The sequence below is a fragment of the Paenibacillus sp. V4I3 genome (assembly GCF_030817215.1).
GTDB lineage: Bacteria > Bacillota > Bacilli > Paenibacillales > NBRC-103111 > Paenibacillus_E.
In genome coordinates this window covers 3,586,390-3,602,025 of sequence record NZ_JAUSZA010000001.1, presented here as the reverse complement: position 1 = coordinate 3,602,025, position 15,636 = coordinate 3,586,390, and the positions used below count along the sequence as shown (strand labels likewise).

General features: G+C 44.0%; 12 protein-coding genes. 3 read left to right on the top strand and 9 right to left on the bottom strand.

Annotated elements, in window-relative coordinates; genetic code table 11:
- Positions 1-43: 43 nt before the first annotated feature.
- Together QFZ77_RS16565 and QFZ77_RS16560 are read right to left on the bottom strand one after the other, a co-directional pair.
- On the bottom strand, positions 44-940 hold the full coding sequence (locus tag QFZ77_RS16565; protein WP_307441121.1) for a carbohydrate ABC transporter permease: 897 nt from the start codon (positions 938-940) through the stop codon (positions 44-46).
- Positions 941-976: 36 nt separating this feature from the next.
- Entirely contained in the window at positions 977-1,948 is a 972-nt protein-coding gene (locus QFZ77_RS16560) for an ABC transporter permease (RefSeq protein ID WP_307441117.1), read from the bottom strand.
- Positions 1,949-2,176: 228 nt separating this feature from the next.
- Here QFZ77_RS16560 and QFZ77_RS16555 point away from each other — a divergent pair, with 228 nt between their 5' ends.
- Both QFZ77_RS16555 and QFZ77_RS16550 read left to right on the top strand, forming a co-directional pair.
- The gene (locus tag QFZ77_RS16555; protein WP_307441115.1) at positions 2,177-3,778 is read left to right on the top strand and encodes a response regulator; all 1,602 of its coding nucleotides are present in this window, start codon (positions 2,177-2,179) and stop codon (positions 3,776-3,778) included.
- Positions 3,762-5,567, top strand: coding sequence for a sensor histidine kinase (locus QFZ77_RS16550; protein WP_307441113.1), 1,806 nt, complete (start codon positions 3,762-3,764; stop codon positions 5,565-5,567). The genes QFZ77_RS16555 and QFZ77_RS16550 overlap by 17 nt, the downstream gene beginning before the upstream one ends.
- A gap of 122 nt (positions 5,568-5,689) precedes the next feature.
- Here QFZ77_RS16550 and QFZ77_RS16545 read toward each other — a convergent pair whose 3' ends face one another.
- The gene (locus tag QFZ77_RS16545; protein WP_307441111.1) at positions 5,690-6,562 is read right to left on the bottom strand and encodes an AraC family transcriptional regulator; all 873 of its coding nucleotides are present in this window, start codon (positions 6,560-6,562) and stop codon (positions 5,690-5,692) included.
- 143 nt (positions 6,563-6,705) lie between these two features.
- Between QFZ77_RS16545 and QFZ77_RS16540 the strand changes: the two genes are divergently transcribed.
- Positions 6,706-8,283, top strand: coding sequence for a HEAT repeat domain-containing protein (locus QFZ77_RS16540; RefSeq protein ID WP_307441110.1), 1,578 nt, complete (start codon positions 6,706-6,708; stop codon positions 8,281-8,283).
- 636 nt (positions 8,284-8,919) lie between these two features.
- Here QFZ77_RS16540 and QFZ77_RS16535 read toward each other — a convergent pair.
- From QFZ77_RS16535 to QFZ77_RS16510, 6 genes are all read right to left on the bottom strand, one after another.
- Entirely contained in the window at positions 8,920-9,591 is a 672-nt protein-coding gene (locus tag QFZ77_RS16535) for a hypothetical protein (RefSeq protein ID WP_307441109.1), read from the bottom strand.
- Entirely contained in the window at positions 9,588-10,466 is an 879-nt protein-coding gene (locus tag QFZ77_RS16530) for an amidohydrolase family protein (protein ID WP_307441108.1), read from the bottom strand. Before QFZ77_RS16530 ends, QFZ77_RS16535 begins: the two co-directional genes overlap by 4 nt.
- A gap of 29 nt (positions 10,467-10,495) precedes the next feature.
- Positions 10,496-12,430: a DUF8034 domain-containing protein gene (locus QFZ77_RS16525; RefSeq protein WP_307441107.1), complete on the bottom strand. Its 1,935-nt coding sequence runs from the start codon at positions 12,428-12,430 to the stop codon at positions 10,496-10,498.
- Positions 12,431-12,444: 14 nt separating this feature from the next.
- Complete coding sequence (locus QFZ77_RS16520) at positions 12,445-13,590, bottom strand: glycoside hydrolase family 88 protein (RefSeq protein ID WP_307441106.1); 1,146 nt, start codon at positions 13,588-13,590, stop codon at positions 12,445-12,447.
- A gap of 16 nt (positions 13,591-13,606) precedes the next feature.
- Entirely contained in the window at positions 13,607-14,512 is a 906-nt protein-coding gene (locus QFZ77_RS16515; RefSeq protein WP_307441104.1) for an aldo/keto reductase, read from the bottom strand.
- A gap of 103 nt (positions 14,513-14,615) precedes the next feature.
- Positions 14,616-15,554, bottom strand: coding sequence for an aldose epimerase family protein (locus QFZ77_RS16510; RefSeq protein WP_307441102.1), 939 nt, complete (start codon positions 15,552-15,554; stop codon positions 14,616-14,618).
- Positions 15,555-15,636: the final 82 nt, after the last annotated feature.

Sequence of the window (15,636 nt, the reverse complement as noted above, 5' to 3'; positions counted from 1 at the left end):
TTCGGAACTAGGCAATAGTTCCGAAACTGGTATAAACAGGTAATTATCCTTTTACTGCACCAACCGTAAGTCCTTTTGAAAAATATTTTTGGAAGAACGGAAAAACAATAAGAAGAGGTCCTGCCGCGACGATCGCCATAGCAAACCGAAGAGTTTCAGAAGGCAGCTTATATAGATTTACATCCATATCAGCAGGCAAGTTGTACGTATAAGCATTTTTAAGAAAATCTATTTCCAGTAAGATTCTTTGCAACAGAAACTGCAGCGTGTACAGCCTAGCATCGCGAATATAAATTAAGGAAGTAAACCAATCATTCCATCTGTCGAGCAGAACGAACAAACCGATGGTTGCAAGTGCTGGTTTAGACAGCGGAAGAATAATTTTCCAATAGACTCGGAATTCACTGGCACCATCCATTTTGGCCGATTCAATTAGCGCATCTGGTAAGCCTTGTAAAAATGTACGTAAAATAATGATATAGAAAGCATTGGCAAGAGTCGGGAGAATATACACTAAAATCGTATTATTTATATGAAGATACTGTGTTATGAGAATATAGCTTGGAATAAGTCCGCCACCGAATAACAAAGTGAAGAAAATAAACATGACAATCGGCCTGCGAAGCTTAAAATTCCTACGTGACAGCGCATAAGCGCAAGTGGACATGACAATCAATCCACAAACCATGCCTCCTACTGCCTGAACAGATGTGATTAGGTAGGCATACAGGATTTGCTCAGGTTTTCCGAATATTAGACCATAAGCCGTAAGATCCCACTTTATAGGAATTAACTTAAAGCCGTACTGCAACACCGCTTCCTCATTGGAAAATGACACTGCTATGACTAGAAGAAAGGGAATGATAAACGCTAAACTGAATAGTATCAAAAACAAATGAATTAACTTATTGCCTATATTAGTAGTGAAGAACTTACGCATTCTTCAACCGCCTCCTTCTTACTCTTTTTTGCAAAATTAGAATAAAGCATTTTCCGGTCTAACTTTGGTTACTATCCAATTACTGATGAGGATCAGTATAAGTCCGACCACTGATTGAAATAATCCAACAGCAGCTGAAATGCCAAAGTCTCCTGCACGTAATCCACGATATACGTAAGTGTCGATAACATCCGTTGTTGGATACAACACGCCGATATCTCTTGGTATTTGATAAAATAAGCCAAAATCTCCTCTGAAAATATTACCAATAGCCAGAATAATAATGATAGTAAGTACAGGTGTAAGCGATGGAAGTGAAATAGCGAATATTTGTCTCAATTTTCCTGCACCATCAATTTTAGCAGCTTCAAACAATTCCGGATCAACGCTCATTAGGGCTGCGTAATAGATGATGGAGCTTAATCCAATATGCTTCCAAATTTCGACACAGACGATAATGTAAGGCCAGTACTTAGAATTGGAGTACACGTTTATAGACTCAAAGCCGAAGAATCCGAGCAATTGATTAAAATAACCTAATGTGGGACTAAATATCGCATAAGTCATATACCCAACAAGAACCCATGATAGAAAGCGCGGCATTATCATCGAGGTTTGATAGAATTTCAATGCCAATTTCCCACGAACTTCAAACAGTAAGAGTGCAATTGTGACGGCTGCTATATTACCCAATACGATAAAGACAGCACCATAACTTACTGTATTTCTTGTAATTCTCCAAGCATCCAAAGATGTAAAGAAGTATTCGAAATTTTTAAACCCGATCCATTGGCTTCCCAGTATGCCTTCGCTATACTTATAGTCTTTAAATGCAAGAATGACACCAAACATCGGCGTATAGTGAAAGATGATGAAATATAGGATAGCCGGTAAGGTTAGGGCTAATAATGCTATATTCTCTTTAAATGCTCTTTTAATTGAATTTTTTCCAAAAGACTTAGAGAACAATTTTGTTTTTTCTGGATTTTTAATAACTACTTCTCTCATACTGCTTCCCCCTTTGCTTAATTTAATTTTACGAAACAAGGGAATAATTGAATAGGTAGCCAAATTAAAGATACGGATACAAAGTTGTGTAATTCGACAAATTGAGGACACTAAAAGCAATTAAAGTAACTTTTTTCAACCAATAATGCTATCCCACTTAAGAAAGGCTCCAATAATCCTATAGCTTTGAGCTATAATTGGGTGAGAACATCGAGAGGATGGAGTTCCATGTACAAGCTAGTTCTGGTTGACGACGAAGAGATTGTGCGAAGGGGACTGAAGTACTTCCTTGATTGGGAATCACTTGGATTTCAAATCGTCGCTGATTTCGAGGATGGGAAAGAAGCCATTGCCTACTTACAAACCCATGAGGTTGACATCGTGCTAACCGATATTCGAATGGCCGAAATCAATGGTCTCATGTTGGCCAAGCACATTTACGAGCAATTCCCCCACATTCGTGTCATTATCATTAGTGGATATAAAGATTTCGAATATGCCCAACAAGCCATTACTTATAATGTGGAGAATTACTTGTTAAAGCCGACCAAATATGATGAAATAACGGAAGTCTTCCAAGGCTTGAAACAAAAGCTGGACAAACAGAAAAGTAATCATATGATTCAACACCAGCAATCTGTTCGCTTTCATGAAATTCTTCCTTTATTGAAAGAGCAATTTTATACAGACCTGGTTATGGGGGCATTGAGGAATTCGGAAGAGCTTCATAAACGAATAAACTTGTTATCCCTTTCTTTAGATCCAACCTATTGCCCCTGCGCTTTGTTTGAATTGGAGCTGTATGAGCCAGTGAAGCTTTCCATTAAACGAGAAAAACTAATCTATTCTTTAAAAAGTATTTTCCATGCTGAGAACGCCAATTTCCTATATAAAGCTGTGTTTAATGATTATCATGGTCTGAAACTAATTGCCTTTCCCAACCATTCATTAAACCAAGACGCGCTTCGCGAGCAGTTAAATGTGGAGTTAAATGAAATTATTTCCCAAATTCGAAATAACTTTGATATCGCGATTCGGTATCACTTGACAGCGACATTCGATAGCCTTATTGTATTAGCCCGGTTTAGCGTACCCCTGAAGCTGGTTTATGAAGAGACCCGTGGTAAAGATCGACTGGAGCCAATGGAATATGAGAAGCTTCTCGAGAAGTACAAGATATTTATAGCGAATGTAACAGACGGTCAAACGGAAGAAACGATGAGTTTACTTGATCGATTCCTTGACGAGTTTCGTGATTTGCCTGTTTCTTTTGTTCATCGGTTGATTATGGACCTATTTGCCATGGTATTTCGCAATTACTCTGATCGGGGCTTGGTTGGAAAAGCACCTCATGAAACCGCACACAATTACCATGCTGTCATTGAGATTAATGAGTTGGAGGATATACGTAAGTGGGCCAAGCAGTACATTAGCGATCTTATGGTTCTCAATATGACTTCCAAAGAGACCAATGCAAAGCTGATCGTCGAAGCTGCGCAGAAGTATATCCTATCTAACTATCATCGGGATTTATCGCTGGAAGAGGTTGCTAATCATGTTTTCTTAAATCACATTTACTTTAGTCGAATTTTCAAACAAGCCTTGGGAATCAATTATATTGATTATTTAACCCAATTGCGCATTCAGAAAGCGATTGAATTATTGGAATCTCGCCAATATAAAATTCATGAGATTACAGAAAAAGTAGGTTATCTCAATAGCAAGTACTTTACCCGATTGTTTAAACAAACGACAGGCGTCAGTCCTAAGGATTATATTCGTCAACAAAGCCTGCTTCCCAAAGGTGCTGAACATGAAAACAAACCGTAATTTAATTCAAGCCGTCCGGTTGTACAAGTTTCAGAGTCTCTTTATCAAGAGCTTAATCCTGATTTTCCTGCTGGTTATCGTTCCTTTCACAGGGTTAAGTGTCGTTATGTATCTTCAGATGAACAAAGCCATTGAAACTGAGGTTAGCAGCATTAATATGAACTCCCTTTACCGCGTGAAGGATAGTATCGATAATATTTTCAAACAAATGGACCGTGTTTCGCTAGAGATGATTTATCAAGATGATGTCGGATCATTCATGTTATCTGATTTCATCAATTCCAACCCTGCTAAAATGCAAACTATTCGCGATAAAATCTCGATGTATACACGTTCCTTTAAGTATATAGATTCCCTATATGTCTTTTCCGATAAAAATAATTACATGCTTTCTAATCGATCAAACTCTTCTTTAGAAGAGTTCGATGACAAGAGCTGGTACAGCTCTGTTTATCAAAAAATGGATAGTAATTTATCCTACCTTGATCTTCGTAAACGGAACGATACTTATCCGTTCTATATCTCCATTACGCGCCCAGCCTATCTCTACGAGGATAAAATTGGTGCAGTTACAGCAAATATTGATCTCGAAGAGCTTAGTAAATTTTTAAATCAAACAAGTGAACAATTCGAAAATACGTACATCGTCAACGGCGACGTAGTTTTGTACAGCCTTAATCGCAATGAGTTCATGTCCAATATACAAGACATTGACCTTCTGAATGGTGCAGATGTTCTTGCAGATAACAAGGAGCCTCATTCTTCTATTAAAACCATTCATGGACAAAAATACATTCATTCTGTGCTCCCCTCAGGGGATAAAGGGCTAACTTATATTTCGCTATTACCGTTAATCAATTACGAGCAAAAAATGAAAGATCTCCGTGCATTTTTGTATGTGTTTTTTGGCATTGGTACGATCATTGTCTTAATTGTATCCCTATTGATCTCCATTAAGACGTTCTCACCGGTTAATCAGATTATGTCCATGATTGAAGACCAGGAAAAACTAGAGCCTTTGATGATCTCCAGCGAGAAGAGCAAATGGAATGAGGTAAGAACGATCACCAATTCGATCTTCCGAACCCTTGATGCGAAGAAAGGTTTAGAACAAGAGCTGCAGCTGCGTATGCACTCCTTACGAAAAGCGCAAACAATCGCCTTACAGAATCAGACTACACCACATTTCTTATACAACACCTTGGAAACCATTAAATATCTGGCGATCGAGTTAACGAAAGGACACAATCCCGTGTCTCATATGGTTACAGCGCTCTCTGATCTATTACGCCGCAGTCTAGATACAGACAATCCTTTAACCGATATTCGGGATGAAGTGCAGCATGCCAAACAATATGTGGAGATCATGCAGGCCAGGTATCCGAACAAATTCGATGTTGTATGGCAAATCCAAGAAAGTCTTCTTACTTGCCACATCTTAAAGATTTCCATTCAGCCCTTATTGGAAAATGCTTTCCAGCACGGAATTATTCCCACTAGAAACCCAGGACAGATTATCATTACGGGGCTGCGCACATCGGATGGCATTGTGATCACCGTTTCCGATAATGGCATAGGGATGCCTGACGCTCAGCTTAAGAAGCTTCAACAAAGCATGGCTAGCGGGGTTAATTTAGAGGAAAAGCATATTGGGTTAAAAAACTTAAACCAACGTATCAAATTAATATTTGGCGATGAATTCGGGGTATTCATTACAAGAAATCTGCACAGGGGCACGGCGGTGTTCATTGTTATTCCTGAAAAAAAAGACCTACACGAAATTGTGTAAGTCGCAGAAATGGCAACAGCCGATAAAGAGTCGCATGACTCATTATCGGCTGTTGTCACATTATTCACTCCATTTTACGCCACAGCTGCTGCTCTTCTCGTGCTTTTTTTCGTCTTCTTTCTTCATAGACCGTCTCTGTTCTCTTCTCGGAACTCCCGAGGTGATAGACCGTTTATCTTGCGGAATAGCTTCGAAAAATAATGCAAAGACGAAAATCCGTGCTTGTCCGCGATCTCGGTGATGTTCAGATTCGTAAAGAGGAGGTCGTCCTTCGCCCGATTGATCCTGAATTGGATGACATACTGAGTTGGTGGCAATCCGGTTGCATCTTTGAACAAATCAAAGAAGTAACCCCGACTTATGCGTAACTCTTTGTAATAAATTTCCAAAGGCTGCAAGTTGCCTTGTACCAGATCCTGATCCAATCGTTCGAGCAGCTTAGACATGCGGAGATTGGGGATATGCTCTTCTTTCAGGGCAAAAGTTAGAAAAAACTCGATAAACTGCTGGAAGCTGCTCTGGACCTTTAGGCTGCGAACGTACGTCCGCTGGTTAGTATAGTGATTTTCGGTATAAAACTTCTCGAAGAAATCCATCCATAGCCGCAGCTTCTCCACTTTCACATGCTCGGGTAATGAATAAGGAAATGCAGGTCCGATCAGGGTAGGAACCAGAGTGGCTGCATCATAGCAGATCATGCTCGGGTGGGTGAACTCGGCCCGACGATCTATGTACGACCAATCGAAATAACAGCAGATGTGGACCATCGGGTCTTGGCTGTCGGCAACCCAATGATGGGGCTGCCCCGCTGTTATGTACACAAGAGAGCCGGCTACCGTTTCATACGTGCGGCCATTGGTGTGAATGACACCTCTTCCCTCGCTGATCAAATAAAGGGAGGAGGCATAACAGATCCGATTGTTGCTAGCCTGTCCTTTGGAGAATGGGTACCGGGTTGCATAGTACACATAAGGATGTAAGTCGGCGAAATCCATCCACGATCACCACCTTATTCGTAAAAAATAATATGTAATTGATATGACGATTGTACAAATAATTGACGATTTTGCAAATACAAAATAAACCGAATACTGTAGTATTTCTAAGTAAGGACGAAGATTTCTAAGGAGGATTTAACATGTTAGATACCAAGTATTTGTTGACAGATGAGCAAATGATGCAATTTATTACCAAAGGATATCTTGTACTTCAGAACGACATGCCTCATCAACTTCATTTGAGCATCATGAATCAGATCAATCATGTTATGCATAATGAAGGCAACCCCGGCAACAACATTCTGCCCCGTGTTCCGGACATTCAGCAGCTGTTCGATACGTCGATCGTCAAGGGAGCCTTAAGCAGTGTACTTGGTTCAGACTATTACATGCATCCACATCGCCACTGTCATTACAACCAACCGGGAAATCAGACGCCGGGTGGCGGAAAATGGCACAAAGACGGCTATTGGTCTTCCATGCGCAGTCATCGACCGTGGTGGGCGATGATTTTCTATTACACCCATGATATAACTGAAGATTTAGGACCTACTGCGATCATGCCAGGCACTCAATACTACGAAAAATTTCTCGGCGACCAATGTGAGACGCTGCTGCCCACAGGCAGGGCGGGTACTATGGTACTCGTGCATTTCGACTTGTGGCATAGAGCTTCGCTAAATGTATCAGAACTAGATCGTTATATGCTTAAGTTTCAATTTCTCAGATTGAGCGCACCGGAGTTTCCGAGCTGGAATCATCAAAGTAGGGAGATGATTGTACCGGCAGGAACGCCCGCTATCCATATGAATTTATGGCAAGACGTATGGGATTGGCTCCGCGGAGAACCTAAGGCAAAGCAGGTTGGCACGACAACGACCAAGGAGCGATTGTTGGCATTACGGCAAGAGCTTGAGCCTGAGAGTGCGGTCGATCGCGGGCGGGCGGCTGACGAATTGGGATGCATCGGAGCAGAAGCGGCTTCTTGCGCTCCCTCGCTAGCGCTTCTATTAAACGATCCGGTGGAAACGACCGCTTTGAATGCAGCCTATGCGCTTGGACAACTTGGAACTCAAGGGATCGAAATGCTGATCAAGCAAATAACGGAGGGGTCGAACCTGACAGCGGAACGGGCCGCATACGGATTGCAAGGTGCTGGCATTGAGGCGATTCCCGAGCTTCTCCGTGTTATGAAGCATGAGGATGAGAAGCGCAGAGCGTTGGCGGTTTTCGTACTCGGGATGATAGGATCTTCCGAAGGTGAAGTTGTGCCCTCACTTATCACAAGCTTGCAGGATCAGAGCGAATGGGTTCGCCGAAATGCGGTTGAATCATTAGGTATGCTCAAGAATGCTGGTGAACAGGTTGTTTCGGCATTAGCAAAAGTATTAAAGGATTCTCTACTTTGTGAAACTGAAGATGCTACAGAATCTAATTATACGGATTCGAAAAAGTCGTATGTAAGCAATCAGCCATACATTACCAATAAGGTCGGATATACTGCGGCACTTTCACTGCTGCGCACAGGTAAGACTGGTGACGTGAAAGATGCTGTCCACTCCTTAGAGCAAGCGCTTTACAGCAAGGACCGTTACGTTAGAGCTTATGCAGCGGAAGCTCTCACCCATCTGAGAACGGACGAAGCTGTTGATATCTTGATTCGATATTACCGCACTTCCCGCTGGTGTCCGGATACAAGTAAAGTCAGTACTTTTTAAGGACACGATTACTAATTCAAAAATGAAAGCAGGGCTGTCCTATAAGTAGGTAAAATCTACTTGAGGACAGCCCTTTGACATTATGGAACATTCGAATCGTATTCAGCATGAAATAAATACTTCCATTGGAAATTTTCCAATAGAATTGATGAATGAATCCCTATTCGCCGTTGAATGATGTTGTATTAAGTGCAACAATTGCTACCTAAATCTCGCCTTTTTCCCTTTTTTGTTGTAGAATATACAACAATTTGGTTCTATACAGGCCATTTCGCAACAAAAGGGCTCAAAATGTTGGAGCAAACTGCAACTTCAAGTTGCAAAATAGCCTTTGGGTGCGGAAATTATTGTATAAAATGCAACATTGGCAGCCACTATAGCCCATTTGCCCTCACGGAAGCTGAATGACTCTAAAATCAAATTTTGGAGATTTGAATACCAGTTGTGAGAGACATATTGAATCAATCGACAGTCTCAATATTCCAATATTAACAGCTTTCAGGCTGTCAATTCCCTACTTTCACTGGATTTAATCCAATGGAAGTAGCATTCAGCCCTCGAAATTCTCAAACTGGGGGCTGAATATTCCCAATAGGGCTTTTTGGAAAAGCCCCCTATCCATCCCCCAAGCTAAAATCACATCATTCGCTCCATTTTACGCCACAGCTGCTGCCCTTCCCGGGCTTCTTCCCATGGCTCAAAATGAGGAAACATGACCTCGTGCCAATTGTCCGGAGACTGCTTCGTGGTCAACAAGCCTTGACGTTTTATAGTGCTGACCCTAGCAGGTAATTCATGATAGGAAAATAATAACCTACCAAAAGAACCGATCATATAGGTTTGATTAAAGCTGTCAGGGGACTCTTTTTGCTTTTGATAATGATAATAGATATAGCTCGATGTCATATCCGGTTTCAATCTGGCAATTGAGCCAACTCGCTTCTCGACTGACCGGCTGCCGTACCATGAATCCGTGTCTTCCAGCACCCCGTCGTGAAAAACGTCTATCATTGGGATCGCCAGTCTGTATAACGTCTCACTAGAACTGTCGCCATCATTAGGTTCAGTTGGCCACCTCTCTAGGTATTGGTCGAAAGACATCGGCCAATCCCAGACTGGAACATTCGGACCGCCTAATACTTCGGCATATACGCAAACATACTGAACGCAAGAGAAAACAGAAACATTCGTTAGACCTATTGCTGCCCATTCTTCACGCAGTGCATTTGCATCTTCTTTAACAATTTGCTGGAATCCGCTTACCATTACTTTGCGAAGTTGGGAGTAGAAGAGGAGCCTATGTATCATGCTTCGATATCCCCCGCCCCAAAATAAAATGCCCTAGCATTGTGAAAGCGCACGCATGCACGCTCCTTGACGTTCCACTGCTCAGGCAGAAGCTGCTCGAATAATTGAACAACATCGTAATATGAGCCCGCCATTAAGGCTACAGGCCAATCACTGCCGAACATGATACGGTTCGGACCAAATCGTTCAGCAGTGTGACGAATATACGGTCTTAATAGTTGGGGATTCATACCACCAGCCGGTGTGATCATGCCTGACCATTTGCAATACACGTTAGGGAATGCAGAAAACTCGGTAATGTATGCCGACCAAAGCTCTAATTCACCCGTACGAATAGGCGGGCCGCCTAGATGGTTAATAACGGCCTTCAAGTGAGGTACGCACCTAAGACATTGAAGTACAGTTGGCATATTATCCGGACCGATAAGCAGATCGATTGGAAAACCATCCTCCTCTAACAGACGAAGATGCTCTAGCAAACGATCCGGAACTTCTGTACTCGGCTCGAAGACGGAACGGTCCAACCTAATCCCAACGAATTGCTGGTTGTTACGTAAACGTTTATAGTCGTCAACGAATGAATCCGCGAACGGATTAAGCCAACCTACGACACCGAGGATTCGCTTATCTTTACCTGCCAGCTCAAGCAGAAATTCCGTCTCAGCTACTGTCGGTGCCGCCTGTACGGCGATAAACCCATGCACAGCATCAGCAGCCTCAATTGCAAGCAATTCAGATGGCAAATAATTCTGGTACAGAACCGGATTACTGGGCTTAAGCCAATGATAATCTCCACGCTCCAGCTTCCAGAAGTGGACATGGCTGTCGAGATAGGAAACTCCATCTCCAGTAGAAGATTGACGATTAGATGTCATGGATTACATTCTCTCCTCATTATGACTCGCTATGCTTGGTTACGGCCTCGAATAAGCTTCGCAGTCGCACCTTCCGCTTCCATACTCCAAGGCGTTTCATAGGTCGGCTGATTCACATAGCGTTTCATATGCAGTTTCAACTGAATTCCTGCCCCAGATGCAAGGGTGACTGGCAGCCATTTACCATCGAGCTCTCTCTCTCCAACTTTCCGACCACTTTGATTAAAACTCTCCATATAAATAAACTGATGTTCACCGAAGCTGCCCGCTTGTACGATCAGCTCGCGCTCCTCGAACGCGGAAAGGTTCACAAGCGTTAATGTAACAAACTCGTCGCCGATAGCCTCAACTAAAGCGCTAACATCCTCAGGAAGACCACAACGCTTACGGACCGCATCGTAATAGCGTACTCTAGCATGCTGAAGTCCTCCGTGGGAAATGTGCATGGGAGCACCTAACATCATTTGCAGCAATCCTTCAAAATAAACAGGGGAAAATTCCTGCCACTGATGGATGCTGTAGGGATGATCCCAATCCCAGCTGGTTGGATCACCTTCAGGAGATCGAAGCTTCTCTAATTGGATAGAGATTAGCTCTAGATTTTGCTGCAGAATGCGCTCTGGGTAGTCAGGGAACTGCCCTCGCATATATAAGTACCATGGTACTGTATTAGCAATATAATGCTTTGTTTCCTTGCGGGTTACACCATTTCTGCCAGAAATGGTGGGCATATCGATAGATCGGAAGTGGTCTTCATAGGGAATCCGATCCACACGCGCCGCATCTTCCTCAGCCATCGATACCGACCATAAATAGATTGGATATGTAGGAACCTGGATACGATAGTCGGTCCAACCCGAGTCAAAATGCTTATTCGGAACAAGCCACTTCCCATTCACTTCCTTACCGAGCTCCCAATTGCGGTCCAATTGCGAGCGTGCTAAATCCAGCTTACTTCGATCGCCCGACAGGAGTACAGCGTTCATGCATGCATTCGTCAGAGGTTCAATAATGGACATGAATCCATGCGGCCAACGATAGCCGTAGTAACCGCCCCACCATTTACCATCGTTGTACTCACCAATGGTATCGCTTAATCCAACGTTGTCGGGAATAAGCCCCCCGTTCCGCTGTGTCCGCTCTGCCCAGGCGTCCAAATAGTCCAAAACCCACTGGCGATAAGTTTCATCGCCCGTGTACATGTAAGCATTGGTCATTAGCCCGGTGGCATTCAAATTAAGGGGTACGTCTCCCTTCGCTTTCCTCTCATTCATTCTGCTTATAATTTCACTGTAAATGGCATCGTCTGACCACTTGCACTTACCGCTTGCAAAGTCCACACCAGGAACATCCTCGAACGGAGCCAAGTAATCGTCCAGCACCCCTCGATGTGTTACCCAATCCTCTTCTGTCATCTGGAAGCGCGGTCCCTTGCTGCCGGTAATAGGCGAACGCATCAACTTAAGATTCGCATCATAATTTGGCACCTCTGGATTATTACCCGTGTAGAGCTCAGCAAACTTAACGGCACGCTGACGATTCTTCAGCGATTGCGGATCAGACAAACCAAGGAAATAGAAATATAAATAGCCTTCGCCATGATGCATCCAGTCATAGTAAGCATCGAATTCATTATGAATTTGACCGTATTCCGTCCATTGCCAAGTAATGGCATCAAACATGAGACGGGACAAGCGCTGAATTTCTTCGTTCCCTCCCAGCACATACAGCAAAGATAAATTCATGAAAGCTTCGTATGGATCGTCCGATCCGTCCATCCCCGGCCAATCGCTTCGCCAAACGATCGTCCCGTCTTCCCGTGTATAGCGACGTACATACTCAACCGCTGCCTTGTTCAATGTATCTATTAACTCCCGCTCCATGAGCGCCCAAGTTGGTGCTGTCCACGAATCACGCGAATAGATGGTACCGGTTGTGGAATTGGATCTGTTTGTTTGTCTCATTGGTGTGATTCCTCCTACCAGAATGTATCATGTACGCCGCGCAGCTTGCAGACCGCTTCAGCGAAGAAATAGTCACCATAGATCATCGGTACGTTAACGTGCGTTTTCTTAGGACGATTGGCAGTTCCCATCCTAAGAATTGCTTCCTCGTTTGGATCATCCCAAGCCGTATATCGTTCATTTAATTTAAAAATCAGTTTCTCGGCTGCACTACGATATAGCTCAGACTCGTCCTTAGGTACCAACAAACTCAACTCCAGCATTCCGCTTGCTGCACAGGCTGAAGCGCTAGAGTCCATAGCCATTCCTTCTTCCCAAGGAGCTCGGAAATCCCAAGGAGGCAAACCATCGTCAGGAACATTTGCTAGGAAAAAATGCGCGGCACGTTTGGCTGCATCGATATATCGTTGATCTCCTGTATAGCGAGCGCTAAGTGCCATGCCGTATAGCGCCCATGCGGTTCCGCGAGACCATGCTGAATCCGGTGAATAGCCTTGTCCGCCAAGCGCTTCTTGTCTCTCTCCAGTCTCAGGATCGAAGCACACAATATGGTGTGACGAGCCATCCGGACGAAGAAATTCACGCAAAGTCGTGTCCGCATGAAGAGCTGCCACATGCCGGAAACGAGGGTCGCCCGACTCCTCACTTGCCCAATAAAGCAGCGGCAGATTCATCATGCAGTCAATAATAGCCCAACCAACCCGCTCCGGCTGGTTCCAGGCGCGAATGAACTGGCCCTTCACATTAAAACGCCCAAGAAGATGACTGGCTGCCGTCATTGCACGCCGTTTCGAAATTTCACTGCCAAGCAGCTTGTACTGCGCCACGGAAGATAAGCTCCACATAAAACCTACGTCATGATGCAGCGGGTAAAAGTCGGTAAGTACAGGGTCCATCAAGGCTTCGATCTGATCTGCTGTCTCTTTAAGCTCCACTTCCTTGGACTCGCGATAAACCAGCCACATCAGGCCTGGCCAGAACCCATTCGTCCACCAATCGGCTTCTTCACTATTATATTTTCTGTTATATGAGATATATGGGAAATCAGCGCCAATGGTCTCGCTCATTCGTCCTACTTTGCCTATAATTTGTTGCCAAATCTCTTCTACCCACGGTGCACGCGATGCATCCGCTCCAACAATTGCTTCTACGCTAGACATTGTTCAACATCCCCTTTTACCATGTTAATGGCTGACCTGGAAATAAAGAAAGCAGCCGATCCAATTCATCTTGAGGCAAACCAACTCCATCGCAATAACTGGCATTAAGGCCTAACGAGCGTAATGAAGTCGTTCCCGTTAAGGTCACCGTAATGTCTGGGCTAGATAGGCTAAACCGCATGGCAGGCTCAATCAACCCTTTGGGCTCCGACTTACGAAGGAAGGCTAACTCTTGGATTCGACGCTGCGCTTCTTGAAACAGGAGCGAATCCTGCTTCATAAATGGCGCTGGAGCATCTGCAAGAAGACCCATTCCGAGAACGCTCCCATTAATAACAGAAACGCCATGCTCTCGGGCAGTCGGCAGCAACTCATCCATGGCAGAATAGTCAATAAGCATATAACGACAAAACGTTTGCACGGAGTCAATATGTCCTGACCGAATAAAGGGCAGCAGTAAAGATGGATCAAAGGCGTTGACCCCAATGGCTCGAACCTTACCCTGCTCCTTCAGCTTGAGAAGGGCGGGAATCGTTTCGTTCATTCCCATTTCCATGTTCGTCTGATCAAGTTCGTGCATTTGGATAAGATCCAGATAATCAGTCCCAAGGCGTGTAAGACTGTCCTCCACAGAACGAATCGTATTGTCGTAAGTATACGGCACACCGCGCATCACGGCTTTACTCGCAAGGACTACCTTCTCTCTTTTGCCCTGCAGCGCCTTCCCAATTCGCCGTTCGCTTTCTCCTCTTCCATATAACGGTGCTGTATCGATAAAGTTGATCCCGAGTTCCAAAGCGCGATCGATCACCTCTGTTACTTGCTCATCCGTGACCGGACCGTAATCCCCGCCAAGCGGGGCACCCCCAAGTCCAAGCTTCGAAACTCGAATTCCCGTTTTGCCAAATGTGGTATACTCCACTTTGATCACATCCTCAATGTCTCTATTAACTGATGCTGTTATTATACTTCACTTAGCCTCCTTCAAGTTTTGCAGAAATACACCGAATTGTTGTTTTCTTGCACTAATTTATGGATACTTCTATAAACCATCTGTACTCCCCGTTAGCTTCGACAATGGCTGCTTCGTTTTGCCGTTTTGCATGAGCAAGATCATCCATCTTTCCTGTCGCAGGCTCGATTGCAAAATGATAATGGCCGCCATAGCCACCATAATTAGCCCAAATTGCTAGATAAGGCACTTGTTCCGGAGGAAACCGGAGCGTAACCGCTTCGCCTGTCGCAGGATCACTAAGTTGTGCCCAGCCATGCTTAACCTTATTTGTAAAATAGTATTTTTCCGCATATTTCCCCTCTGCTGGTTCGATCATGCTAAGATCTACACGACCGATTTCCGTTTGAATGAGAGGCCAAGATTTCCTGTCCTGAAAGACGCCAAGACGTTGCCGTTCAGAATAAGAGATCTCAATTTCTATCATGTCGTTCGGAACATTCAATATCATACCTTCTCGGACTTGAAATAAAGGATGTGCTGCCCAAAGAAAGGAAAATGGCGATAAGGAATGATTCTTCAAATTATAATCGATACGCAAGGTATCTTCAGCAGCAAAAGAATACACCTTCTCCAACGTATACGGAAAATGAACACCATTCACTCGGCAATGTAGCTCATCTCCCCTACACTGACTGCTCCATTCGGTGGACCATACTTCCCCATGGTCTGGAATCATCTGGTTCTGCCATGGTTTTTCCGGGTAGAAACACTTGTTAATGCTTGGAAACATTTCATCCCATCCACTCTCGTCTCCAGTAGCAAAGGATGAACCAAAACCAGTGTTTCCCAGCGGTTTACCGCTTCGCCAGAGCCACTCCCGGTTCGTCTTTCGATTCAATAGCGACGCCACTTTACTGCCGAGACTCGGAATCACGGTTAACGAGATGCTGTTTGTTTGCCCAACCCAAGTTAAATAGCCTTCACTTTCGATTTGTGTCCAACTTCCCAAGTCTATCCCTCATTTCAATCTTTTTTAAAACCCTGCAAATAGAAAAAGCGCCAATTTTTCGAATTGGCAGCTTAATTCGTAC

Bases quoted from the DNA above. Each gene is read 5' to 3' on its own strand.
- QFZ77_RS16565 (WP_307441121.1), bottom strand. From the start codon at position 940: ATGCGTAAGTTCTTCACTACTAATATAGGCAATAAGTTAATTCATTTG.
- QFZ77_RS16560 (WP_307441117.1), bottom strand. From the start codon at position 1,948: ATGAGAGAAGTAGTTATTAAAAATCCAGAAAAAACAAAATTGTTCTCT.
- QFZ77_RS16555 (WP_307441115.1), top strand. From the start codon at position 2,177: ATGTACAAGCTAGTTCTGGTTGACGACGAAGAGATTGTGCGAAGGGGA.
- QFZ77_RS16550 (WP_307441113.1), top strand. From the start codon at position 3,762: ATGAAAACAAACCGTAATTTAATTCAAGCCGTCCGGTTGTACAAGTTT.
- QFZ77_RS16545 (WP_307441111.1), bottom strand. From the start codon at position 6,562: ATGGATTTCGCCGACTTACATCCTTATGTGTACTATGCAACCCGGTAC.
- QFZ77_RS16540 (WP_307441110.1), top strand. From the start codon at position 6,706: ATGTTAGATACCAAGTATTTGTTGACAGATGAGCAAATGATGCAATTT.
- QFZ77_RS16535 (WP_307441109.1), bottom strand. From the start codon at position 9,591: ATGATACATAGGCTCCTCTTCTACTCCCAACTTCGCAAAGTAATGGTA.
- QFZ77_RS16530 (WP_307441108.1), bottom strand. From the start codon at position 10,466: ATGACATCTAATCGTCAATCTTCTACTGGAGATGGAGTTTCCTATCTC.
- QFZ77_RS16525 (WP_307441107.1), bottom strand. From the start codon at position 12,430: ATGAGACAAACAAACAGATCCAATTCCACAACCGGTACCATCTATTCG.
- QFZ77_RS16520 (WP_307441106.1), bottom strand. From the start codon at position 13,590: ATGTCTAGCGTAGAAGCAATTGTTGGAGCGGATGCATCGCGTGCACCG.